Source organism: Streptomyces sp. x-19 (genome assembly GCF_046549115.1).
Lineage (GTDB): Bacteria > Actinomycetota > Actinomycetes > Streptomycetales > Streptomycetaceae > Streptomyces > Streptomyces albulus_C.
This window is the reverse complement of sequence record NZ_JAJPWK010000030.1, coordinates 55,402-79,286: the sequence shown is the minus strand read 5'-3', so window position 1 is coordinate 79,286 and position 23,885 is coordinate 55,402. Positions and strand designations below refer to the sequence as shown.

The following is a 23,885-nucleotide window of genomic DNA, read 5'->3' as shown; positions in this document are numbered from 1 at the left end:
ACCCGCCGGGCCTCGGCCCCGCACCCACCCGTCTTTTAACCCACCCTCAACGGGAGGGGGCGGGCCGGAGGGGGTGGTGTGCAGGACGTAAAGCGCAGCAGTCCTGCACACCACCCCCGCAGGCCCGCCACCGCACCCAACAGCCCCGCGCAGCGGACAACGCCCCGCGCCGCAGGCGCAACGGCAAAACCCCCACGGCGGGCCGGCCGACAACGCCCCGCGCCGCCAGGCGCAAACGGCAACCCGCACGGCGGGAAGCCGACGACGTACGACGAAGCCCCGCGCAGCGGACAACGTGGGGAGAAACCCAAGACGGCCGGCCCCCAAGGGGCCGGCCGTCGACGTCTCGGCGTGCGGGGCGCCGTCAGGTCACTTCACCGGCTCCGGCTCCGGCGCGTCCGCGGGCTCCTCGTCGTCGGACGGGGGGTCCAGGGGCGTCTTGACGGAGTCCAGCAGGAGCTGGGCGACGTCCACGACCTGGATCGACTCCTTGGCCTTGCCGTCGTTCTTCTTGCCGTTGACCGAGTCGGTCAGCATGACGAGGCAGAACGGGCAGGCGGTGGAGACGATGTCGGGGTTGAGGGAGAGGGCCTCGTCGACGCGCTCGTTGTTGATGCGCTTGCCGATCCGCTCCTCCATCCACATCCGGGCGCCGCCGGCGCCGCAGCAGAAGCCGCGCTCCTTGTGGCGGTGCATCTCCTCGTTGCGCAGGCCCGGGACCTTGCCGATGATCTCGCGCGGGGGCGTGTAGATCTTGTTGTGGCGGCCCAGGTAGCACGGGTCGTGGTAGGTGATGATGCCCTCGACCGGGGTGACCGGGACGAGCTTGCCCTCGTCGACGAGGTGCTGGAGCAGCTGGGTGTGGTGGATGACCTCGTAGTCGCCGCCGAGCTGCGGGTACTCGTTGCCGATCGTGTTGAGGCAGTGCGGGCAGGTCGCGACGATCTTCTTGGAAGCCTTGGGCTTCTTCGTGGACTCGTCGTCGCTGTCCTCGCCGAAGGCCATGTTCAGCGACTCGACGTTCTGCTGGCCGAGCTGCTGGAAGAGGAACTCGTTGCCCAGGCGGCGGGCGGAGTCACCGGTGCACGCCTCGTCGCCGCCCATGATCGCGAACTTCACGCCCGCGATGTGCAGCAGTTCGGCGAACGCCTTGGTGGTCTTCTTGGCGCGGTCCTCCAGGGCGCCGGCGCAGCCGACCCAGTAGAGGTACTCGACCTCGGTGAGGTCCTCGATGTCCTTGCCGACGACCGGGATCTCGAAGTCGACCTCCTTGGTCCAGGCCAGGCGCTGCTTCTTGGCCAGGCCCCAGGGGTTGCCCTTCTTCTCCAGGTTCTTGAGCATGGTGCCCGCCTCGGACGGGAACGCGGACTCGATCATGACCTGGTAGCGGCGCATGTCGACGATGTGGTCGACGTGCTCGATGTCGACCGGGCACTGCTCGACGCAGGCGCCGCACGTGGTGCAGGACCACAGCACGTCGGGGTCGATGACGCCGTTCTCTTCGAGGGTGCCGATCAGCGGGCGCTCGGCCTCCGCGCGGGCGGCCGCCGGGACGTCCGCGAGCTGCTCCTCGGTCGCCTTCTCCTCGCCCTCCGTCGACTTGCCGCCACCGGCGAGCAGGTAGGGGGCCTTGGCGTGCGCGTGGTCGCGCAGCGACATGATCAGCAGCTTCGGGGAGAGCGGCTTGCCGGTGTTCCACGCGGGGCACTGCGACTGGCAGCGGCCGCACTCGGTGCAGGTGGAGAAGTCCAGCAGGCCCTTCCACGAGAAGTGCTCGACCTGGGAGACGCCGAACTGGTCGTCCTCGCCCGGGTCCTCGAAGTCGATCGGCTTGCCGGCCGACGTCATCGGCTGCAGGGCGCCGAGCGCGGTGCCGCCGTCCGCCTCGCGCTTGAACCAGATGTTGGGGAAGGCCAGGAACCGGTGCCAGGCCACGCCCATGTCGGTCTTGAGGGCGACCGTGATCATCCAGATGAACGAGGTGGCGATCTTCAGGCCGGCGAAGAAGTAGGTGAGGTTCTGGAGCGTGCCGACGCTCATCCCCTTCAGCCACGCGACGACCGGGTACGAGATGAAGAACGAGGGCTCGTAGCCGTCCACGTGGTGCTGGGCGCCCTCCAGGGCGTGCAGCGTGAAGATGCAGATGCCGACGATGAGGATGACGGCCTCGACGAAGTACGCCTGGCCGAAGTTGGAGCCGGCGAAGCGGGACTTGCGGCCCGGCCGGTTCGGCTTCGACAGCTGCCGGATGACGATCAGGGCCAGGATGCCCAGCGTCGTCATGGTGCCGACGAACTCGACGAAGACGTTGTACGGCGTCCAGTCGCCGATGATCGGCAGGATCCAGTCGGCCTTGAAGAGCTGTCCGATGGCGTTGACGATCGTCAGCAGCAGGGAGAAGAAGCCCACCGCCACGAACCAGTGCGCCACGCCGACGACGCCCCAGCGGTTCATCCGGGTGTGGCCGAGGAATTCCTTGACCACGGTGACCGTGCGCTGCACGGGCTCGTCGGTGCGGGTGCCGGCGGGGACGGGCTGGCCGAGCCGGACCTGGCGGAAGATCTGCAGGATGGCGCGGCCGAATAGCGCGACGCCGACCGCGATTAGGACCAGCGACACGATGATCGCGGCGAGTTGCATGGGAGGCTCCTCGGACCTGCGAGAGCGGGAGAAATCTTCAGGAATCCGCGCGATCGGAACGGCCGGGCCGTGGAGATCTGAGCGGAACTACTAAGCGGTAACTTTTCGGGTCTGCGCTGAGGTTACCCAGTATTCCGGGCCCCATGAAGCCGCCCGGCCGGTGATCTGTGTCGCGCGGGCAACCGTCCGGCGGCCTCCGGCGTCCTCCGCAACGACCCGATGACGATAAGCGCGACATAAAACTTGAGCGCCTCCGACTCAGGTCTGTTGACAGGTTCGGATCGGTGCTGCACCCTTGAGCCTGTTCCACTCAAGTCAGCTGGAGGAATCGAAATGGCACGTGCGGTCGGCATCGACCTGGGCACGACTAACTCCGTCGTCAGTGTTCTCGAAGGCGGTGAGCCCACCGTCATCACCAACGCCGAGGGCGCCAGGACCACGCCGTCCGTCGTCGCCTTCGCGAAGAACGGCGAGGTACTGGTCGGCGAGGTCGCCAAGCGCCAGGCGGTGACCAACGTCGAGCGGACGATCCGTTCGGTCAAGCGCCACATGGGCACTGACTGGAAGATCAACATTGACGACAAGGACTTCAACCCGCAGCAGATGTCTGCGTTCATCCTGCAGAAGCTGAAGCGGGATGCGGAGTCCTACCTCGGCGAGAAGGTCACCGACGCGGTCATCACCGTTCCGGCGTACTTCAACGACTCCGAGCGCCAGGCCACCAAGGAGGCCGGTGAGATCGCGGGCCTCAACGTCCTGCGCATCGTCAACGAGCCCACCGCGGCCGCCCTGGCCTACGGTCTGGAGAAGGAAGACCAGACCATTCTCGTCTTCGACCTCGGTGGCGGCACCTTCGACGTGTCGCTCCTGGAGATCGGCGACGGCGTGGTCGAGGTGAAGGCCACCAACGGTGACAACCACCTCGGTGGTGACGACTGGGACCAGCGCGTCGTCGACTACCTGGTCAAGCAGTTCGCCAACGGCCACGGCGTGGACCTCTCCAAGGACAAGATGGCGCTCCAGCGCCTGCGCGAGGCCGCGGAGAAGGCGAAGATCGAGCTGTCGTCGTCCAGCGAGACGACGATCAACCTGCCCTACATCACGGCCTCCGCCGAGGGCCCGCTGCACCTGGACGAGAAGCTCACCCGCTCGCAGTTCCAGCAGCTGACCGCGGACCTCCTCGACCGCTGCAAGACCCCGTTCCACAACGTGATCAAGGACGCCGGCATCCAGCTGTCCGAGATCGACCACGTGGTCCTGGTCGGCGGCTCGACCCGCATGCCCGCCGTCGCCGAGCTCGTCAAGGAGCTGACCGGCGGCAAGGAGGCCAACAAGGGCGTCAACCCGGACGAGGTCGTCGCCATGGGCGCCAGCCTCCAGGCCGGTGTCCTCAAGGGCGAGGTCAAGGACGTCCTCCTGCTGGACGTCACCCCGCTGTCCCTCGGCATCGAGACCAAGGGCGGCATCATGACCAAGCTGATCGAGCGCAACACCACGATCCCGACCAAGCGCTCGGAGATCTTCACGACGGCCGAGGACAACCAGCCGTCCGTGCAGATCCAGGTCTACCAGGGCGAGCGCGAGATCGCGGCGTACAACAAGAAGCTCGGGATGTTCGAGCTGACCGGCCTTCCGCCGGCCCCGCGCGGCGTCCCGCAGATCGAGGTCTCCTTCGACATCGACGCCAACGGCATCATGCACGTGACCGCCAAGGACCTGGGCACGGGCAAGGAGCAGAAGATGACCGTCACCGGCGGCTCCTCGCTGCCGAAGGACGAGGTCAACCGGATGCGTGAGGAGGCCGAGCGGTACGCGGAGGAGGACCACAAGCGCCGCGAGGCCGCCGAGACCCGCAACCAGGGCGAGCAGCTGGTCTACCAGACCGAGAAGTTCCTCAAGGACAACGAGGACAAGGTGCCCGCCGAGGTCAAGACCGAGGTCGAGTCCGCCGTCGGCGAGCTGAAGGAGAAGCTCAAGGGCGAGGACACCGCCGAGATCAAGACCGCCACCGAGAAGGTCGCGGCCGTCTCCCAGAAGCTGGGCCAGGCCATGTACGCCGACGCCCAGGCGGCCCAGGGCGCGGCCGGTGCCGAGGGTGCCGCCGGCGGCCAGCAGGCCAAGGCCGAGGACGACGTCGTCGACGCCGAGATCGTCGACGACGAGAAGCCGAAGAAGGACGGTGCGGCGTGACGGAGGAGACCCCGGGCTTCGACGAGAAGCCCGACGTCCCTTCCGATGCCGCTTCCGAAGACGCGGCGCAGGCCGAGTCCGCCGACAAGGCGGGCTCGGCCCCGGCCGGGGACGTCCAGGACGTTGCGCTCCAGGCCCAGTTGGACCAGGTGCGCACCGCGCTCAACGAGCGCACCGCCGACCTCCAGCGGCTCCAGGCGGAGTACCAGAACTACCGCCGCCGGGTGGAGCGCGACCGGGTGACGGTCAAGGAGATCGCCGCGGCGAACCTGCTGTCCGAGGTGCTGCCGGTGCTCGACGACATCGGTCGGGCCCGGGACCACAGCGAGCTGGTCGGCGGCTTCAAGTCGGTCGCCGAGTCGCTGGAGACCGTGGTCGCCAAGCTCGGTCTGCAGCAGTTCGGCAAGGAGGGCGAGCCCTTCGACCCGACGATCCACGAAGCCCTGATGCACTCGTACGCGCCCGACGTCACGGAGACGACATGCGTCGCCATCCTGCAGCCCGGGTATCGCATCGGTGAGCGCACGATCCGCCCCGCGCGGGTCGCGGTGGCCGAGCCGCAGCCGGGCGCGCAGAACGCCAAGTCCTCCTCGGAGGAGGAGGCCAAGGGCGCCAAGGGCGGCAAGGGAGTCAAGGGTGCCAAGGGTGCCAAGGCCGCGGACAAGGAAAACGGTGGCCCGGACGAGGGCTGACGTACGGGCTGAGCAGGGATCCGCCCGGAAGGAGGGACGTCGAGGATGAGCACCAAGGACTTCGTTGAGAAGGACTACTACAAGGTCCTCGGCGTCCCCAAGGACGCCACCGAGGCGGAGATCAAGAAGGCGTACCGCAAGCTCGCCCGCGAGAACCACCCGGACGCCAACAAGGGCGACGCCAAGGCCGAGGAGCGCTTCAAGGAGATCTCCGAGGCCAACGACGTGCTCGGCGACGCCAAGCGCCGCAAGGAGTACGACGAGGCCCGGGCGCTGTTCGGCAACGGCGGCTTCCGGGCCGGCCCCGGCGGCGGAAGCTTCAACTTCGACCTCGGCGACCTCTTCGGAGGCGCCGGGGGCGCGGGCGGAACCGCCGGGTCCGGCGGCTTCGGCGGCGGGCTCGGAGACGTCTTCGGCGGCCTGTTCAACCGCGGCGGCTCCACCACCACCCGTACGCAGCCGCGCCGTGGCCAGGACATCGAGTCCGAGGTGACGCTCAGCTTCACCGAGGCGGTCGACGGGGCCACGGTCCCGCTGCGGATGTCCAGCCAGGCGCCCTGCAAGGCGTGTTCCGGCACCGGCGACAAGAACGGCACCCCCCGGGTCTGCCCGACCTGCGTCGGAACCGGCCAGGTCAGCCGGGGCGGGGGCGGTGGGTTCTCGCTCACCGACCCGTGCGCCGACTGCAAGGGCCGCGGTCTGATCGCGCAGCAGCCCTGCGAGGTCTGCAAGGGCAGCGGGCGCGCGTCCAGCGCCCGCACGATGCAGGTCCGCATCCCCGCGGGCGTCTCGGACGGGCAGCGCATCCGGCTGCGCGGCAAGGGCGCTCCGGGCGAGCACGGCGGCCCGGCCGGTGACCTCTACGTGGTCGTCCACGTCGACGCCCACCCGGTCTTCGGCCGCAAGGACGACAACCTCACCGTCACGGTGCCGGTCACCTTCCCGGAGGCCGCGCTCGGCGGCGAGATCAAGGTGCCGACGCTGGGCGGCCCGCCGGTCACGCTGAAGCTGCCGGCCGGCACTCCCAACGGGCGCACCATGCGGGCCCGCGGCAAGGGCGCGACCCGCAAGGACGGCACCCGCGGTGACCTGCTGGTCACCATAGAGGTGGTCGTTCCCAAGGACCTCGGCGACAAGGCGAAGGAAGCGCTGGAGTCCTATCGCGAGGCGACCGCGGGCCCGGACCCGCGGGCGGAGCTGTTCCAGGCCGCGAAGGGAGCATGAGATGGACAGCCGGGGCGGGCAGCGTCGTAACCCCTATGAACTGACCGACGAATCGCCGGTGTACGTCATCTCCGTCGCGGCCCAACTCTCCGGCCTGCACCCGCAGACCCTGCGGCAGTACGACCGCCTGGGTCTGGTCTCGCCCGACCGCACCGCCGGCCGGGGCCGGCGCTACTCCGCCCGCGACATCGAACTGCTGCGCACCGTCCAGCAGTTGTCGCAGGAGGAGGGCATCAACCTCGCCGGCATCAAGCGCATCATCGAGCTGGAGAACCAGGTCGCGGCCCTGCAACAGCGGGTCGTCGAGCTGCAGGGCGCCCTGGAGGGCGCCGCCAGCGCGATGCAGCAGCGGGAGGCGGCGGTGCACGCCTCCTACCGCCGCGACCTGGTGCCGTACCAGGACGTGCAGCAGACCAGCGCGTTGGTGGTCTGGCGGCCCAAGCGGCCGTCGGAGTGACGCCGTAGCGGATGCGGCGAAGGGCCGGGGTGGTGCGTCCACCCCGGCCCTTCGTGCGTCGCGGGCCGACGGCCGCCGGTGCGCCGGGCCGTGCGGGCTCGGCGGTCAGCAGCCGTTGTAGCCGGCCGTGGGCATCGACAGCCGGCGGTGCACCTGCGACTTCATCGCGAGGGTGTAGACCGGCTCGTCCAGGTCGGCGGTCTCCAGGCGGACGCCCGCCGCCGCGCAGCGCGCGCCGAACTCGTCGGCGCCGTCGATGGCGTACTCCAGCGCCCGGCGGTTGGGCGTGACGAACACGTCGACCAGGCCCTCTTCGACGTCGTGCCACAGCGCGCTGTGGTCGGCGCGCAGCTGGTGCAGGCTGAGCTGGCAGGTCAGACGGTAGTCACGGGCCGCCGCCCACTGCTTGCACATGGCGTGCTGGCTGCGGTCATCGACCAGGAACGGATCCTCGTCCAGCTCGGACAGCGGCATCAGGCAGGCGATCGCCGTCACTCGGACCGAGTTCATCGTGCCCTCCGGGGCGTGGCGACTGTGGGGGCGACGATACCCCCGCCGAGGGCCCGGGGTGGAGGGGCTGCGCCGGGCGGCGAGGCGTATCCGCAGGCGTGGCAGATCTTCCAGCCGTCCTGGTTCACGGCCAACTGGCCGCCGCACCGGGGGCAGTTCTCGGCGGTGGGGCGGGGGCGCACCGTCCGTTTCCCCGGCGGGCGGCGCGGAGTCGTCGTCGTGTTGTCCCATGCCGACGCCATGTGGCCTCCAGCTGCCGTTTTTCCGCCCGGGACGGGCCCGATGCCGCTCGTTGATGTGCGGAGGTGTTCGGTTCCTGCCGTTCTTGAGTACCAGGTGGGTGCGGAGGGGCGGTTCCAGAGGGCGTGGTTTCGGCCAGGTCCAGACCTATCCGTGGTGGTGGGCGCCCGGCCCTCAGGCCCGGCCGAGGGCCCTGGCCACCGCGATCTCGATCACGACGCGGTCAGAGGAACGCGGCGGTGTCGAGGTCGAAGGAGAAGGGGGCGGGGAGGGGGAGGGGTTTGCCGAAGGGGACGGTGGTGTGCCCCAGGTAGTCGTCGTCGGAAGCCTCGCTGAACAGCGTGACGGTGGACTTGTCGCGGTCTGTGAGCAGGTAGAGCGGGGTTCCGGCGCGGGCGTAGCAGTGGCGCTTGGACACGCGGTCGCGATCGGCCTGGCGGGAGGTCACTTCGACGACCAGGGCCACGCCGTCGCCGGGCATCCAGGACTCGGCGCCGCGGAATAGGTCCAAGTCGACCGGTGCGAACGTGGCGTCGGGAATCACGTGGTTCTTGGGACACCGGCCGCCGCGGGGCAGCAGTAGCCCCTTGGTGCCGGAGACGTCCATGTCGGTCTCCGCGTTCCGCAGGACCTGCCTGACCAGTCGGCTGAAGAGACGCTCGTGGTTTCCATCCGGCGGCGGTGTCACAACGATCTCCCCCTCGACGAGCTCGGCCCGGAACCCCTGGGGGGTGTCCAGACCGAGAAAGAAGTCCAGGAGGGTTTCCTTGTCCGTGGCCATCGGCTCGTGTGCCATAGCCGTCATGCTGCACCTCCTTGCGGTCGAAGGCCAGGGTTGCTCGTACGGGCCATGCCGAAGGCATATTCACTACGTTTCGCTCGCACGAGTGAGCCTTGAGTGGAGTAGACTCAACTTATTGCACGTTGGCCAAGGCAGGATTGGATAGGAAGCGCGCGGAGCGCCGGAACGCACGAGGAGGACCAGGCAGACGTGGACGCCGAGCTGACCAACAAGAGCCGGGAGGCGCTGAGCGCCGCCAACGAACGGGCGATCGCCGGCGGGCACGCGGACATGACGTCCGCGCACCTGCTGCTGGCGCTGCTCGCCGGGCAGGACAACGAGAACGTCATGGACCTGCTGGCGGCCGTCGAGGCGGACGCCGCCCCGCTGCGGTCCGGCGCCGAGCGCCAGCTCGCCGGGCTGCCGAGCATCCAGGGTTCGACCGTGGCCCCGCCGCAGCCCGACCGCGAGCTGCTCGCCGTCATCGCCGACGCCGCACAGCGCGCCAAGGAGCTGGGCGACGCCTACATCTCCACCGAGCACCTGCTCATCGGCATCGCCGCGAAGGGCGGTCGCACCGGTGAGCTGCTGGAGCAGCAGGGCGCCACCGCCAAGAAGCTGCTGGCCGCCTTCGAGGCCAGCCGCGGCGGGCAGCGGGTGACCACCCCGGACCCGGAGGGCACGTACAAGGCGCTGGAGAAGTTCGGCACGGACTTCACCGCCGCGGCCCGGGAGGGCAAGCTCGACCCGGTCATCGGCCGGGACCAGGAGATCCGCCGGGTGGTGCAGGTGCTCTCCCGCCGGACGAAGAACAACCCGGTGCTGATCGGCGAGCCGGGCGTCGGCAAGACCGCGGTGGTCGAGGGGCTGGCCCAGCGGATCGTCAAGGGCGACGTCCCCGAGTCGCTGCGCGACAAGCGGCTGGTCTCCCTGGACCTGGGCGCGATGGTCGCGGGCGCGAAGTACCGCGGTGAGTTCGAGGAGCGGCTCAAGACCGTCCTGGCCGAGATCAAGTCCAGTGACGGGCAGATCATCACGTTCATCGACGAGCTGCACACCGTCGTCGGCGCGGGCGCCGGCGGCGACTCGGCCATGGACGCGGGCAACATGCTCAAGCCGATGCTGGCCCGCGGCGAGCTGCGGATGGTCGGCGCGACCACCCTCGACGAGTACCGCGAGCGGATCGAGAAGGACCCGGCGCTGGAGCGGCGCTTCCAGCAGGTCCTGGTCGCCGAGCCGACCGTCGAGGACACGGTGGCGATCCTGCGCGGCCTCAAGGGGCGCTACGAGGCGCACCACAAGGTCCAGATCGCCGACTCCGCGCTGGTCGCGGCGGCCACCCTCTCCGACCGCTACATCACCTCCCGCTTCCTGCCCGACAAGGCCATCGACCTGGTCGACGAGGCCGCCTCCCGGCTCCGGATGGAGATCGACTCGTCCCCGGTCGAGATCGACGAGCTCCAGCGCGCGGTGGACCGGCTGAAGATGGAGGAGCTGGCGCTGCGCAACGAGACCGACGCCGGCTCCGTGGCGCGGCTGGAGAAGCTGCGCAAGGACCTCGCCGACAAGGAGGAGGAGCTGCGCGGCCTGACCGCCCGCTGGGAGAAGGAGAAGCAGGGCCTCAACCGCGTCGGCGAGCTGAAGGAGCGCCTCGACGACCTGCGCGGCCAGGCCGAACGCGCCCAGCGCGACGGCGACTTCGACACCGCCTCCAAGCTGCTGTACGGGGAGATCCCGTCCCTGGAGCGGGAGCTGGCCGAGGCGGCGCAGGCGGAGGCCGAGCAGTCGGCGGCCAAGGACGCCGGCGGCGCCAAGGAGCCGATGGTCAAGGAGGAGGTCGGCCCGGACGACATCGCGGACGTGGTCGGCTCCTGGACGGGCATTCCGGCCGGGCGCCTGCTGGAGGGCGAGACCCAGAAGCTGCTGCGCATGGAGGAGGAGCTGGGCAAGCGGCTGATCGGCCAGAGCGAGGCGGTCCGCGCGGTCTCCGACGCGGTGCGCCGCACCCGCGCCGGGATCGCCGACCCGGACCGGCCCACCGGCTCGTTCCTCTTCCTCGGCCCGACCGGCGTCGGCAAGACCGAGCTGGCCAAGGCGCTGGCGGACTTCCTCTTCGACGACGAGCGGGCGATGGTCCGGATCGACATGTCGGAGTACGGCGAGAAGCACAGCGTGGCCCGGCTGGTGGGCGCGCCCCCCGGCTACGTCGGCTACGAGGAGGGCGGCCAGCTCACCGAGGCGGTCCGCCGCCGCCCGTACAGCGTCGTCCTGCTCGACGAGGTGGAGAAGGCGCACCACGAGGTCTTCGACATCCTGCTCCAGGTGCTCGACGACGGGCGCCTCACCGACGGCCAGGGCCGCACCGTCGACTTCCGCAACACCATCCTCATCCTCACCTCCAACCTCGGCTCCGCCTACCTGATGGACCCGTTGCTGAAGGAGGAGCAGAAGAAGGAGAGGGTGCTGGAGGCGGTCCGGTCCGCCTTCCGCCCCGAGTTCCTCAACCGCCTGGACGACCTGGTCGTCTTCCACCCGCTCGGCACGGACCAACTTGAGCAGATCGCCCGGATCCAGCTGGACCACCTCCAGCGCCGCCTGGCCGACCGGCGGCTCACCCTGGACGTCACCGACCGGGCCCTGGCCTGGCTGGCCTGGCTCGGCCGGGAACCGGTCGCGGACGCCCCGGCGCCGGACCTCTCCTACGGGGCCCGGCCGCTGCGCCGGCTGGTCCAGACGGCCATCGGCGACCAGCTGGCGCGCGCCATCCTGGCCGGCGACGTGCTCGATGGGGACACCGTCCGGGTGGACGTGGCCGACGACGGCGAGCGGCTGTCGGTCGAGGCGGTGCGTCCCGCCGCCTGAGCGACGGGCGCCGCCCCCGGCGGGGCCGCCCGCCGCCCCCGTACGCGCCGGAACGCCCTGGGCTTGCCAGGACCGGGCGCGTATGGGGGAGGATGGCAGGGACCATACGAAGGGAATTCCACGGTGAGCATCGACCCGTCCTCGATTCCGAATTTCGGGGGCCAGCCCGAACCGCAGCCGTCGGGGCCTGATGGTCCCGTCGTCCCCGACCAGGACCTGGTCAAGCAGCTCCTTGAGCAGATGGAGCTGAAGTACGTCGTCGACGAGGAGGGTGACCTCGCCGCCCCGTGGGAGCAGTTCCGCACGTACTTCATGTTCCGTGGAGAGGCGGAGCAGGAGATCTTCTCGGTCCGTACGTTCTACGACCGCGTCCACGGCATCGACGAGAAGCTGAAGCTGCTGGAGGCGATCGACGACTGGAACCGTCGGACGCTCTGGCCCAAGGTGTACACCCACACCCACGACGACGGCAGCGTCCGTCTGATCGGTGAGGCGTCGATGCTGATCGGCACCGGCGTCGCGCTCGAACACTTCGTGTCGAGCACGGTCAGCTGGGTGCGTGCCTCGATCGAATTCGACAAGTGGATCGTCGAGCAGCTCGGTCTGGAGGCCGAGATCGAAGGCGACTCCGACGAGAAGCCGGGCGACGACGAGGCCTGAGGCCCCGTCCGCGCGCCGGCTGCCCGGGCCCCGGAACCGACCGTCGTCGGTCCGGGGCCCGTGTCGTGTCCGCCCGCGGGGGCAACGGCCCGGCCGTCTCACAACGGCATCGCCGCGAGGGTCAGCAGGTACGGCCCGTAGCCGAGGGAGAGCGCGGCCAGCCCGCCGGTGATCACAGCGGTGGTGCGCCGGCGGGCCCGCGCCAGCGCCAGCGCCGCCGGCAGCAGCAGCGGGAAGGCCGGCAGCAGGAAGCGCGGTTTCGACGCGAAGTAGCCGGTGCCGCCCAGGGCCAGCACGACCAGCACCGTGACGTAGCCGAGCACCGCGGCCGGCGGCCGGTCCGCCGCCAGCAGCACGTACAGCAGCAGCGCCACCGCGACCACGGCGAGGGCCATGAGGTACGCCGGCGGGGCCCCGAGGAGCACCAGCCGCCGGACCGCCCGCAGCGCGTCCCGCCCGAAGTCGAAGCGCGAGCCCCAGCGCGCCTGCACCGCGAAGTACCCGAGCGGGCCGCGCCCGGTGCGCCGCCCGACCCACAGCACGTACCCCAGCCATCCGACCGGGGCCAGCAGCGCGGCCGCGCACAGCCGCCGGCCCGCTACGTGCCCGTCCGGTGCGCGTCCACCGGGCGCCGACCGCCGCGCCCCGCGCCGCCACTGCCGCCACGCCCGCACCGCCACCGCCGCCTGCACCGCCGCGACGATCGCCAGCGCGCTGGGCCGGGCCAGCCCCGCCAGCGCGGCCAGCGCCCCGGCCCACAGGAAACGGCCGCTCAGCGCCGCGTACAGCGCCCAGGCGGACAGCGCGGTCAGCAGCGCTTCGGTGTACGCCAGCGATTCGACTACCGCGTGCGGCAGCACCGCCCACAGGACGACGAGCAGGGTCCCGGTCCGCCGCCCGTGCAGGTGCTCCCCCACCGCGAAGATCCCCCAGGCCGCCAGCAGCGCCGCGACCCAGGCGACGACCAGTCCCGCGGTCAGCGGGTGCACGGGGAGCACCGCGCCGACGCCCCGCACCAGCCACGGGAACAGCGGGAAGAACGCCAGGTCGGCGCCCGGCACATCGGGCCACCGCCCGTCCGGCGCGGCCATCCCGTAGCCGTGCCGCGCGATGCTCAGGTACCACTGGGAGTCCCACGACCCGCCCAGCAAGGACCGCGGGTGCCGCCCGGTGCGCCAGGCCCACGCCGCCACGCACGCCGCTCCGGCCAGCCGGATCCCGACGAACCACAGCAGCGCCGTCCGGGCCCGCCGCGCCGCGGCCCCGACGCGTCCCCACGGGGTGCCGGACGCCGCCGCCACGCCCCCGGCCCGCTCCACGGTCTCGGCGACCACCCGCCACCTCCGCTCACCCGGCTCGCCCCGCCACCGACTCTCGGCGCCGGTGGCCCGCGCCGCGAGCGGAGTGGGCGGATCGGGTGGCGACCCGGGACCGGAACGGGCGTGCGCCTACAGCCGCTTCAGCCGTCCCGCCGCCTCCTGGAGGACGGCGGTGCCCTTGCAGAAGGCGAACCGGACGAAGGGCGCCCCCTGGTCCTGGTGGTCGTAGAAGACGGCGTTGGGGATGGCGACGACGCCGGCGCGCTCGGGCAGGGCGCGGCAGAAGGCGAAGCCGTCCGTCTCGCCGAGCGGGCGGATGTCGGTGGTGATGAAGTAGGTGCCGGCCGGGCGGAAGACCCCGAAGCCGGCGTCGGCGAGGCCGGTGGCGAGGATGTCGCGCTTGGCGCGCAGGTCGTCGCGGAGCCCGGTGAAGTAGGCGTCGGGCAGGGCCAGCGCCTCGGCCACGGCGTACTGGAAGGGGCCTGCCGAGACGTAGGTGAGGAACTGCTTGGCGGACCGGACCGCGCTGATCAGCTCCGGGGCGGCGGTGACCCAGCCGACCTTCCAGCCGGTGAACGAGAAGGTCTTGCCCGCCGAGCCGATGGTGACGGTGCGCTCGCGCATGCCGGGGAACGAGGCGATCGGCAGGTGCTCGCCCTCGAAGACCAGGTGTTCGTAGACCTCGTCGGCGACGACCAGGAGGTCGCGCTCGACGGCCAGCGCGGCGATGGCGGCCAGCTCGTCGCGGGACAGCACGGTGCCGGTGGGGTTGTGCGGGGTGTTGAGGAGGATCAGGCGGGTGTTGTCGGTGAGGGCGTCGCGGAACTCGTCGAGGTCGAGGTGGTACGCGCCGGTCTCCGCGGACGGGCGCAGGGTCACCGGGACGCGGCGGCCGCCGGCCATGGCGATGCCGGCGGCGTACGAGTCGTAGTACGGCTCCAGCGCGACGACCTCGTCGCCCGGTTCGAGCAGGGCCAGCAGCGACGCGGCGAGGGCCTCGGTGGCGCCGGCGGTGACCAGGACCTCGGTGTCGGGGTCGTAGGAGAGCCCGAGGTGCCCGTAGAAGCGCTCCTGGTGGGCGGCGACGGCGGTGCGCAGCTCGGGGATGCCGGGGCCGGGTGGGTACTGGTTGCCGCGGCCGTCGCGCAGGGCGCGCACCGCGGCCTCCCGGACTTCCTCCGGTCCGTCGGCGTCGGGGAAGCCCTGGCCGAGGTTGATGGAGCCGGTGCGTTGGGCGAGTGCCGACATCTCGGCGAAGATCGTGGTGCCGAATGCGGCGAGGCGTCGGTTGAGCAGCGGTCGGTCCATGCGCGCCATCCTCCGCCGAACCTCTGGAGTTCCTCAACTGTGCTTTGCGCCGCTGGGGCCCGGGCATCAGCCCCGTACCAAGGACGATGGAGGCCGCCGGCCAGGGCGGCCGCGTGGCGCAGGACGGCGCCCCGCCGGCGCACGGGGCGCCGACGGAGCGAGGCCTCGCTTCGGGGGAACGAAAGAGAAGGGTGAGGCGATGAGGTGGGGACCTGCGGTGCTCGTGGTGATCATGCTCTGCGCGGTGTGGGGGGTGGCCATGGCCGTGGCCGCGGCCGTGCGCCGCGGCTCCCGTAAGGCGAGCCGCTCGGCCGGCAGGTACGGCGGCTACAAGAAGGCGTCCCGCCGCAGCACCAGTGGCGGCGGGGGGAGTTGGTGGGTGGCCGGCGGCGGTGCCGACCTCGGCTCCTCGTCGGGCGGCGGCCACCACTCCCACCACTCCCACCACTCCTCGTGCGGCGGGGGCGGCCATCACGGTGGCCATTCCTGTGGCGGAGGTTCTTCGTGTGGCGGTGGTGGCGGCTGTGGCGGTGGTTCCTGAGGGATGCGCCTGGGGGTGCTGAGGCGCCCCGCGAGGGCTCGCACACATGTGCCCACGACTGTGGAACGTACCCGTCCGCGGCCGTGGGCGCACCCCTTCCCGGGCCCGCCCGCCCCGTGCGCCGGGGGCCTCGCCACCCCTGCGCCGGCACACATGCGGCCAGCTCATGCGCCCTTGCATATGCGCCCGGCGCGTGGCGAGAAAAGGCCCAACGCCCATGATGCGATGGGGTGTTGAACAGGTGAGCTGCATGGCCCTCTAGGGGATGGAAACCAGGGCGAAGATGGGTAAAAACGCTGTGGGCGCCACATCATCCGTGGTTCCCTCTCCTTGAGAATCCCCCAGTTCTCGGACCCCGCGTGGGCACGAGCCGGCAGGCAGTCATTGACCCCTGATCCCCATCTCGGGCGGGCCGGCCCACCATCCACTGCGTGCTTGCGGAGCCGACCCATGCTCACCACCCTGAAAACGGCGTACACCGATACCCGCGCATCCGACCTGGCCTGGGCCCTGGGCAGGGAACCCCTGCCGGCGCTGGCCGTACTGGACCTCCAACTCGACGACGCGCACGTGCAGTTGAGACTGCTCGGAGCGTCACACCAGGTGCTGCTCGAAGAGGAGCACGGCAATTGTTCCGAGACCGTCGCCTGTATGCCGGGCAGTAGCACGCCGCTGCCGCTCGGTGTGGCCAAGCGCCTGGGCGACTGGGAGTACGAGTTCGCCGCACACGTCGAGACGCTCTCCCGCGGCTCGTTCGCCGGTCGGGCGCAGGAGCTGTTGGCCCTGGTGGCCGAGCACCCGCACGGCCTCGCCGGCACCTTTCCCGGCTCGCCGCACGCCTTCACCGCGATGTTGGCGCAGCGGCAGCAGGGGCAGGTGCGGTGGCGCACCTGGCACGCGTACCCGCAGGAAGGGCGGCTGGTGGCCACCCGTACGCGGGTCGGGGTGCGGGCGGCCGTCGCCGTCTGACGGCGCCGGCCCCGTTGTGCGGAGAGGGTGTGCGGCGCCGCCTCCGTCCCTCCCTCAACTGGTGTGCACAGCACGCACACTGCACTCGTGTGGGTGACATAGCGCTACGAAATCGTCACGTAGCGTTCATGTCATGATCGACCCGCCAGAGCCCCTCGTCGCCGGCGAGCTCAGGCCGCCGGAGGCCCTGACGCCGGCGCGACTGCCGGTGCCGTCCGGGCTCGGCCGGCTGCTGGTGCTCGCCGCGGTCTTCGTCTGCGCGGCCTGCGGACTGGTCTACGAGCTCGAACTGGTCGCCCTGGCGAGCTACTTGATCGGCGACTCGGTCACCCAGGCGTCGGTCGTGCTGTCCTTCATGGTCTTCGCGATGGGGGTCGGAGCGCTGCTGGCCAAACGGCTGCGCTGCCGGGCCGCGGTCGGGTTCGGCGTGGTCGAGGCGGTGCTGGCGCTGGTCGGCGGCGGCTCCGCGATGGCGCTCTACGCCTGCTTCGCGTGGTTCGGCCAGTCCCGTATCGCGCTCGTCGCCTTCTCGCTGGGCATCGGCGTGCTGATCGGCGCCGAAATACCGCTGCTGATGACGCTGATCCAACGGGTGCGCCGGCAGGACGCGGGCGGGGCGGTGGCCGACCTGTTCGCCGCGGACTACGTCGGCGCGCTGGTCGGCGGGCTGGCCTTCCCCTTCCTGCTGCTGCCCTGCTTGGGCCAGTTGACCGGGGCGCTGGTCACCGGAGCGGTCAACCTCCTCGCCGGGGCGGCGCTGGTGCTGTGGCTCTTCAGCCGCGACCTGACCACCCGTGCCCGCTGGGCGCTGGTCGGCCTCAACGTCCTGGTGCTGGCGCTGCTGCTGGCGGGGATGGCGCTGGCCGGAGCGTTCGAGCAGGCGGCCCGCCGGGCGGTGTACGGAGCCCAGGCCCGGGTCGCCGAGCAGACCGGTGTCCAGGAGGTGGTGCTGACCGGCGGCACGGGCGGTCCGCGCGGCCTCGGAGCCGGCTCGGGACGCGGGAGGAAAGGTTCCGGCAGACCTCTGGAGCTGTTCCTCGACGGGCGGCTGAAGGTCAGCTCGGAGAACGAACGGGTCTACCACCAGGCGCTGGTGGGGCCCGCGATGGCGGGCGGTCCGCACGCCCGGGTCCTGGTGCTGGGCGGCGGTGACGGCCTGGCCGTGCGCGAGCTGCTGCGCTACCGCACGGTCCGGTCGGTGACGGTCGTCGAGATCGACCCCGAGGTGGTGCGGTTGGCGCGCACCGACCCGGGACTGTCCGTCCTCAACCGGCACGCGTTCGCCGATCCCCGGGTGCGGGTGGTCACCGGGGACGCCTTCGACTGGCTGCGCCGGCAGGGCCGTTCGGGCGGGTGGCGGCCGGCGCCCTACGACGTGATCGTCTCCGACCTGCCCGACCCCGGGATCACCGCCAGCACCAAGCTGTACTCCCAGGAGTTCTACGGCCTGACCGCGCGGATGCTGGCCGACGGCGGGCGGCTGGTGGTGCACGCCGGGCCGCCGCGCGCCCGGGCGTCGACGTTCTGGACGGTGCTGGCGACGCTGCGTTCGGTGGGCCTGGGCACCCTGCCGTACCGCGTCCCCGGCCGGCGGCCGGACTTCTCCGGCGGACCGGACCGCGCGGTCGCGCCGGGCCCCCGGCCGGACGGGCCGGGCGGGTCGGCCGCGCTGCCGTCGGACGGCGCGGGGTACTGGGGCTTCGTGCTGGCCGCTCGGCGCCCGCCGCGCCTCGCCGTGGCCCCGGACGCCCCGTCCACCCTCGTCCCGCTGAGCGCGCTGCGGGCCGGACGGCTGCCGGAGCCGCACCGGCCCGGGCCGCCCTCGACGCTCATGCACCCCCGGTACTTGCAGTGAACGGGCGGGCGCCGAGCCGGCGGGGCGGGGCCGGTCCGCGGCGACCGGTGAAAAGTCGCGCCGCAGCGGGCACGGGTGCCGCGGGTGCTGGGTAGGCTCCCATGCCATGGAGCATGAGGTGTACGTTCCGTTTCCCGTCCGGACCGTGCGGCAGGCGCTCACCGAACCGGAGCGCGTGGCGCGCTGCGTCCCTGGAGTCCAACTCGACGCCGATGCGGCCCCCCACCGTCCCGAGGGGCGGCTGCGCTTGCGCGTCGGGAGCTCCACCATCACCTACCGCGGTGCGCTGACGGTCAGCGGCGACCCGGCCGACGGCCCCGGGGACGCCGCCCCGGCGGCCTCGGACGCGGTCGCCCCGGTGACCGTCGAGGCGAGCGGCACCGAGACCCGGGGGGACGGGACCGTGGCGCTGACGCTGACGGTCCGGTTCGCCCCCGCGTCGGAGCCGGGCCCGGGGACGACGTTGGTGTGCGCCGGTGCGGTGCGCAGCGCGGGCCGGCTGGCCGCCGCCGACGAGCAGAGCGCGGCGACCGCCGGCCGCCGGCTGCTGGACCGCTTCGCGGAGAACCTCGCGTCGGACCTCACCGACCGGCCGGTGGACGGCGGCCCGGAAGGAGAGGGCCCCGCAGCGGTGCCGCAGAGCCTCTTCGACACCGAGGTCCCGCCGCCGTCGCTCGATCCGTCGGGTGATGCGGAGGACGACGTCAGCGTGGTGGCGGATCCCGACGAGCCGGTCGACGCGGTGGCGGACGACGTCCCCGAGGTGGCCTCCTTCGGCGCCGATGCCGATGCCGATGCCGATGCCGCCGCCGCCGCCTCCGCCTCCGCCGCCGACGACGACGAGGAGGAGGAGTTCGACGTCGCGCCCGCGGAGGCCGCGCACGCCCGCCGGACGATGATCGGGCGCAGCGCGGAGGAGGTCGATCACGCCCCGCCGCGCGGCCGGTACGCGCCGGTGCCCGCGCCGGAGACCGGCGGGAGCTCGGTGCCGCTGCGCTGGGCGGCGCCCGCCGCGGCGGTGGTGCTGGCCTCGGCGGTGGTGGTCGGACGGGTGTTGCGGCGGCGCCGGTGACCGGTCGGCCCGTGGGCCCTTCCGGGGCGTCGAGGCGGCGGGCGCGGGCCTGCGCCCGCCCGGGTCCCGGCGCGCGGCCGGTCGCACCGTTAGGGTCGCTTCCGTGAGCACCGAGAACACCACGCAGAGCGCGGCGCGGGAGCGCGGAGCGGACGGCGTACGGCTGTCCGCCGGGGACGCCGAACTGACCGTGCACCCGGAGAACGGCTGCCGGCTGGGCAGCCTGCGGGTCGGCGGCACGGAACTGTTGCGGCAGGGCGCCAAGTACGGCTGTTTCCCGATGGTTCCGTGGTGCGGACGGGTCGACCAGGGACGGTTCCGCAACGGCGGCGAAGTCCACCAGATGCCGGTCAACTCGCCCCCGCACGCCATCCACGGCACCGGTCGCAACCTTCACTGGCGCACCGCGCGGACCAGCGACGCCGCGGCCGCCTTCACCTACGAGCTGACCGACCCCGCGGCCCCCTGGCCCTACCCGGGGACCGTCACCCAACTCGTCGAACTGGCCGAGGACGGCGGTTCGCTCACGCTCACCATGGGCGTCGAGGCGGCCGGCGACTCCTTCCCGGCGCAGGCCGGCTGGCACCCGTGGTTCCTGCGGAACCTCGGCGCGGGCGAGGACGTCCGGATCGACTTCGCCCCCGAGTGGCAGGAGGAGCGGGGACCGGACCACCTCCCGACCGGTCGCCGGATCACCCCGCAGCCCGGGCCGTGGGACGACTGCTTCGGGATGCCGAGCGGCGTCGACGTCACGCTGACCTGGCCGGGACGGCTTCAGCTGACGGTCTCCAGCCGCGCGGAATGGGTCGTGGTCTACGACGAGCAGGAGGAGGCGGTCTGCGTCGAGCCGCAGTCCGGCCCGCCGAACGGTCTGAACACCACCCCCCGCCTGGTCACCCCGATCGACCCGCTGGAGGTCTCGACGACCTGGAGCTGGCGCGCCCTGTAACCGGCGGACGCCGGGCCCGGGGTCCTGTCCTAAGCTCGTGCGCATGACTGACGACGTGCGCGGCGAGCTGCTGCAGCAGATCAAGGACAAGGCCGTGGTGCACGGCAAGGTGACGCTCTCCTCCGGCAAGGAAGCCGACTACTACATCGACCTGCGCCGGATCACCCTCGACAGCCAGGCGGCGCCGCTGGTCGGTCAGCTGATGCTCGACCTCACCGCGGACCTGGACTTCGACGCGGTCGGCGGGCTGACGCTCGGCGCCGACCCGGTGGCCACGTCGATGCTGCACGCCGCCGCCGCCCGCGGCCGCCGGCTGGACGCCTTCGTCGTCCGCAAGGCGCAGAAGGCCCACGGCATGCAGCGCCGGATCGAGGGCCCGGACGTCACGGGCCGCCGCGTCCTGATCGTCGAGGACACCTCCACCACGGGTGGCTCGCCGCTGACCGCCGTCGAGGCGGCGCGGGAGGCCGGCGCCGAGGTGGTTGCGGTTGCGACGATCGTGGACCGGGGTGCGGCTTCGGCCATCGCCGGTGCCGGCCTTCCGTATCTGACCGGCTACCAGCTCGACGACCTCGGCCTGAACTGACGACCCGATCGGGTCGTTTCCGGCTGACCTGCGTCGTTGTCCCGGGCGCGGTGTTTCACGGGAAACCTTGGGCAGGTTCTCCCCGGAAACGCCGGGCCCGGTTTCACGTGAAACGGCGTCCTCGCCGCCGATGGCCGCCATCCGGGCGATGTGGAGCAATCCAGTGAGTCTGGGAAGATGTGCCACGGCGAAGTCCTCGCCCCCTGGTCAGGGCCAAGAACGCACACCCCGCACACACAAGGAGCGGACAGATGCCCATCGCAACCCCTGAGGTCTACAACGAGATGCTGGACCGGGCGAAGGCAGGCAAGTTCGCCTACCCGGCCATCAACGTGACCTCCACGCAGACGCTGCACGCGGCGCTGCGCGGTTTCGCCGAGGCTGAGAGCGACGGCATCATCCAGATCTCCACCGGTGGTGCGGAGTTCCTGGGCGGCCAGTACAACAAGGACATGGTCACCGGTGCGGTGGCGCTCGCCGAGTTCGCGCACGTGGTCGCCGAGAAGTACGACGTCAACATCGCGCTGCACACCGACCACTGCCCGAAGGACAAGCTGGACGGCTACGTCCGCCCGCTGATCGCGATCTCCGAGGAGCGCGTCAAGGCCGGCCGCAACCCGCTGTTCCAGTCGCACATGTGGGACGGCTCCGCCGAGACCCTCGCCGACAACCTGGCCCTCGCGCAGGAGCTGCTGCCCCGCGCCGCCGCCGCCAAGATCATTCTTGAGGTCGAGATCACCCCGACCGGCGGCGAGGAGGACGGCGTCACCCACGAGATCAACGACGAGCTCTACACCACGGTCGAGGACGCGCTGCGCACCGCCGAGGCGCTGGGTCTGGGCGAGAAGGGCCGCTACCTCCTCGCCGCCTCGTTCGGCAACGTCCACGGCGTCTACAAGCCGGGCAACGTCGTGCTCCGTCCCGAGCTGCTGAAGGACCTCCAGCAGGGCGTCGGCGCCAAGTACGGCAAGACCGCCCCGTTCGACTTCGTCTTCCACGGCGGCTCCGGCTCCACCGAGGAGGAGATCGCCACCGCGCTGGAGAACGGCGTGGTCAAGATGAACCTCGACACCGACACCCAGTACGCCTTCACCCGCCCGGTCGCGGACCACATGTTCCGCAACTACGACGGCGTGCTGAAGGTCGACGGCGAGGTCGGCGACAAGAAGACCTACGACCCGCGCAGCTGGGGCAAGCTGGCCGAGGCCGGCATGGCCAAGCGGGTCACCGAGGCGTGCGCCAACCTGCGCTCCACGGGCACCAAGCTGAAGTAGGCACCGGCCGCCCAGCGGCGCGAAGGGCCCCGCAGCCGAACCGGTTGCGGGGCCCTTCGCCGTCCCGGGGCGGAAGCCGGCGCAGGGGCGGGCCGCCGCGGAACGGGGCATGCTCACGGTATGGACGTACCGGCGGGGAACGAGCCGGGCGGGGTGCGGCTGGCCTCGGCGCAGGGCCGCTGGGTGCTGACGACCACCGTCCTCGGCTCCGGCATGGCGATGCTCGACAGCACGGTCGTCAACGTGGCGCTGCCCAGGATCGGCGCGGACCTCGACGCGGACCTGGCGGTGCTCCAGTGGACAGTGACCGCCTACATGCTCACCCTCTCCGCCCTGATCCTGCTGGGCGGCTCGCTCGGCGACCGGTACGGCCGGCGCCGGATCTTCGTCATCGGCGTGGTCTGGTTCGCGGCGGCCTCACTGCTGTGCGGGCTGGCACCGGGACCCACGGTGCTGATCACCGCCCGGGCGCTCCAGGGCGTCGGCGGGGCGCTGCTCACCCCCGGCTCCCTCGCCCTGATCCAGGCGGTCTTCCATCCCGACGACCGGGCCCGGGCGGTCGGCGCCTGGTCCGGTCTGGGCGGGGTGGCGGCGGCGATCGGCCCGTTCGTCGGCGGGTGGCTGGTGGACGGCGCGGGCTGGCGCTGGGTGTTCTTCCTGAACGTGCCGGTGGCGGTGGCCTGCGTGCCGATCGCGCTGCGGCACGTCCCCGAGAGCCGGGAGCGCGGGGCGGGCGAGGCGCAGGGCTTCGACGTGGCCGGTGCCGTCCTCGGCGCGCTGGCGCTGGCCGGGGTCACCTACGCGCTGATCGAGGCGCCGGGGCGGGGTGCCGCGCCCGGCGTGATCGTGCCCGCGGTGGCCGGGGTGCTGCTCGGCGCGGTCTTCCTCCGGGTCGAACGGCGGCGGCCCGATCCGATGCTGCCGCCGAAGATCTTCGCGAACCGCCAGTTCAGCGCCGTGAACGCGGTGACGGTGTGCGTCTACGCCGCGTTCGGAGGGTTCTTCTTCCTCGCCGTGCTCCAGCTCCAGGTGGTCGCCGGCTACTCGGCGCTCCAGGCCGGCACCGCGCTGCTGCCCACGACCGTGCTGATGCTGCTGCTGTCGGCCCGTTCCGGCGAACTGGGCCAACGGATCGGCCCGCGCATCCCGCTCACCGTCGGCCCGGTGCTCTGCGCGCTCGGGATGCTGCTGATGACCCGGGTGGGCCCCGGCGCGTCCTACGTCGTCGACGTGCTGCCGGCGCTGGTGGTGCTGGGCGCCGGCATGGTGACCCTGGTCGCCCCGCTCACCGCCACCGTGCTGGCGTCGGTGGACGTCGACCGGGCCGGCCTGGCCAGCGGCATCAACAACGCCGCGGCGCGGGCCGCCGGCCTGGTGGCGGTGGCCGCCCTGCCCCTCCTCGCAGGGATGGGCCCGGAGGCGTACCGCTCGGCCCCCGCGTTCGCCGCGGCCTTCCGCCGCGCCATGCCCCTGTGCGCCGCGGTCCTGCTGCTCGGCGCCCTGATCGCCTGGCTGACCGTCCGCGGCGACGTCCTGCGCCCCACCGCCCCCGAGACCGCCGAACCCTGCCACGCCGAATGCACCTACCACTGCGGCGTGACCGCCCCACCCCTGGACCCCGGCGAGGACCACCCCGAACACCCGCCCCCGTAGAGAGCCGCACCTGACCATGTACCCCACCCCCACTTCCCTTCCTCCACCCCCCCAGCACCGCACCCACCAGCCCCGCGCAGCGGCAAACATCCCCACGGCGGGA

General features: G+C 71.8%; 18 protein-coding genes. 13 read left to right on the top strand and 5 right to left on the bottom strand.

Annotated elements, in window-relative coordinates:
- Positions 1 to 369: 369 nt before the first annotated feature.
- Entirely contained in the window at positions 370 to 2,640 is a 2,271-nt protein-coding gene (locus tag ACLJT4_RS37415) for a (Fe-S)-binding protein (RefSeq protein WP_411129435.1), read from the bottom strand.
- 333 nt (positions 2,641 to 2,973) lie between these two features.
- Here ACLJT4_RS37415 and dnaK point away from each other — a divergent pair, with 333 nt between their 5' ends.
- The 4 genes from dnaK to ACLJT4_RS37395 are packed head-to-tail and all read left to right on the top strand — an operon-like array spanning position 2,974 to position 7,203.
- On the top strand, positions 2,974 to 4,830 hold the full coding sequence (gene dnaK, locus ACLJT4_RS37410) for a molecular chaperone DnaK (RefSeq protein WP_411129433.1): 1,857 nt from the start codon (positions 2,974 to 2,976) through the stop codon (positions 4,828 to 4,830).
- A complete protein-coding gene (gene grpE, locus ACLJT4_RS37405; protein WP_016571990.1) occupies positions 4,827 to 5,522 on the top strand; it encodes a nucleotide exchange factor GrpE in 696 nt (231 codons plus the stop codon). The genes dnaK and grpE overlap by 4 nt, the downstream gene beginning before the upstream one ends.
- Positions 5,523 to 5,567: 45 nt before the next feature.
- Positions 5,568 to 6,746, top strand: coding sequence for a molecular chaperone DnaJ (dnaJ, locus tag ACLJT4_RS37400; RefSeq protein WP_351481751.1), 1,179 nt, complete (start codon positions 5,568 to 5,570; stop codon positions 6,744 to 6,746).
- A 1-nt stretch (position 6,747) separates the two neighbouring features.
- Positions 6,748 to 7,203 (top strand): heat shock protein transcriptional repressor HspR, encoded by a 456-nt coding sequence (locus ACLJT4_RS37395; RefSeq protein ID WP_016571992.1) that lies wholly within the window; start codon positions 6,748 to 6,750, stop codon positions 7,201 to 7,203.
- Between the two features lie 105 nt (positions 7,204 to 7,308).
- On the opposite strand, the gene ACLJT4_RS37390 is transcribed toward ACLJT4_RS37395, so the two are convergent.
- Positions 7,309 to 7,713 (bottom strand): hypothetical protein, encoded by a 405-nt coding sequence (locus ACLJT4_RS37390; protein WP_016571993.1) that lies wholly within the window; start codon positions 7,711 to 7,713, stop codon positions 7,309 to 7,311.
- Positions 7,714 to 8,176: 463 nt separating this feature from the next.
- Positions 8,177 to 8,758, bottom strand: coding sequence for a Uma2 family endonuclease (locus tag ACLJT4_RS37385; RefSeq protein WP_411129429.1), 582 nt, complete (start codon positions 8,756 to 8,758; stop codon positions 8,177 to 8,179).
- Between the two features lie 186 nt (positions 8,759 to 8,944).
- On the opposite strand from ACLJT4_RS37385, the gene clpB reads away from it, so the two are divergent.
- Positions 8,945 to 11,596, top strand: coding sequence for an ATP-dependent chaperone ClpB (gene clpB, locus ACLJT4_RS37380; protein WP_233660330.1), 2,652 nt, complete (start codon positions 8,945 to 8,947; stop codon positions 11,594 to 11,596).
- A 123-nt stretch (positions 11,597 to 11,719) separates the two neighbouring features.
- A complete protein-coding gene (locus ACLJT4_RS37375) occupies positions 11,720 to 12,256 on the top strand; it encodes a YbjN domain-containing protein (protein WP_016579202.1) in 537 nt (178 codons plus the stop codon).
- A 98-nt stretch (positions 12,257 to 12,354) separates the two neighbouring features.
- Here ACLJT4_RS37375 and ACLJT4_RS37370 read toward each other — a convergent pair whose 3' ends face one another.
- Both ACLJT4_RS37370 and ACLJT4_RS37365 read right to left on the bottom strand, forming a co-directional pair.
- Positions 12,355 to 13,590 (bottom strand): hypothetical protein, encoded by a 1,236-nt coding sequence (locus ACLJT4_RS37370; RefSeq protein WP_411129426.1) that lies wholly within the window; start codon positions 13,588 to 13,590, stop codon positions 12,355 to 12,357.
- A 114-nt stretch (positions 13,591 to 13,704) separates the two neighbouring features.
- Positions 13,705 to 14,883 carry a pyridoxal phosphate-dependent aminotransferase gene (locus tag ACLJT4_RS37365; protein WP_055584474.1) on the bottom strand — a complete coding sequence of 393 codons (1,179 nt, stop codon included), beginning with the start codon at positions 14,881 to 14,883 and terminating at the stop codon, positions 13,705 to 13,707.
- Between the two features lie 991 nt (positions 14,884 to 15,874).
- On the opposite strand from ACLJT4_RS37365, the gene ACLJT4_RS37360 reads away from it, so the two are divergent.
- From ACLJT4_RS37360 to ACLJT4_RS37330, 7 genes are all read left to right on the top strand, one after another.
- Positions 15,875 to 16,393, top strand: coding sequence for a DUF2617 family protein (locus ACLJT4_RS37360; RefSeq protein WP_344574649.1), 519 nt, complete (start codon positions 15,875 to 15,877; stop codon positions 16,391 to 16,393).
- Positions 16,394 to 16,526: 133 nt separating this feature from the next.
- The gene (locus tag ACLJT4_RS37355) at positions 16,527 to 18,248 is read left to right on the top strand and encodes a polyamine aminopropyltransferase (protein ID WP_411129423.1); all 1,722 of its coding nucleotides are present in this window, start codon (positions 16,527 to 16,529) and stop codon (positions 18,246 to 18,248) included.
- Positions 18,249 to 18,354: 106 nt separating this feature from the next.
- Positions 18,355 to 19,320, top strand: a complete 966-nt coding sequence (locus ACLJT4_RS37350; protein WP_411129421.1) for a carbon monoxide dehydrogenase subunit G — start codon at positions 18,355 to 18,357, stop codon at positions 19,318 to 19,320.
- 103 nt (positions 19,321 to 19,423) lie between these two features.
- Positions 19,424 to 20,269 (top strand): aldose 1-epimerase, encoded by an 846-nt coding sequence (locus ACLJT4_RS37345; RefSeq protein ID WP_411129419.1) that lies wholly within the window; start codon positions 19,424 to 19,426, stop codon positions 20,267 to 20,269.
- A 43-nt stretch (positions 20,270 to 20,312) separates the two neighbouring features.
- Positions 20,313 to 20,855 (top strand): orotate phosphoribosyltransferase, encoded by a 543-nt coding sequence (gene pyrE / locus ACLJT4_RS37340; RefSeq protein ID WP_411129417.1) that lies wholly within the window; start codon positions 20,313 to 20,315, stop codon positions 20,853 to 20,855.
- Between the two features lie 251 nt (positions 20,856 to 21,106).
- Positions 21,107 to 22,129, top strand: coding sequence for a class II fructose-bisphosphate aldolase (gene fbaA / locus ACLJT4_RS37335; RefSeq protein WP_016575386.1), 1,023 nt, complete (start codon positions 21,107 to 21,109; stop codon positions 22,127 to 22,129).
- 120 nt (positions 22,130 to 22,249) lie between these two features.
- Entirely contained in the window at positions 22,250 to 23,782 is a 1,533-nt protein-coding gene (locus tag ACLJT4_RS37330) for an MFS transporter (RefSeq protein ID WP_275464007.1), read from the top strand.
- Positions 23,783 to 23,885: the final 103 nt, after the last annotated feature.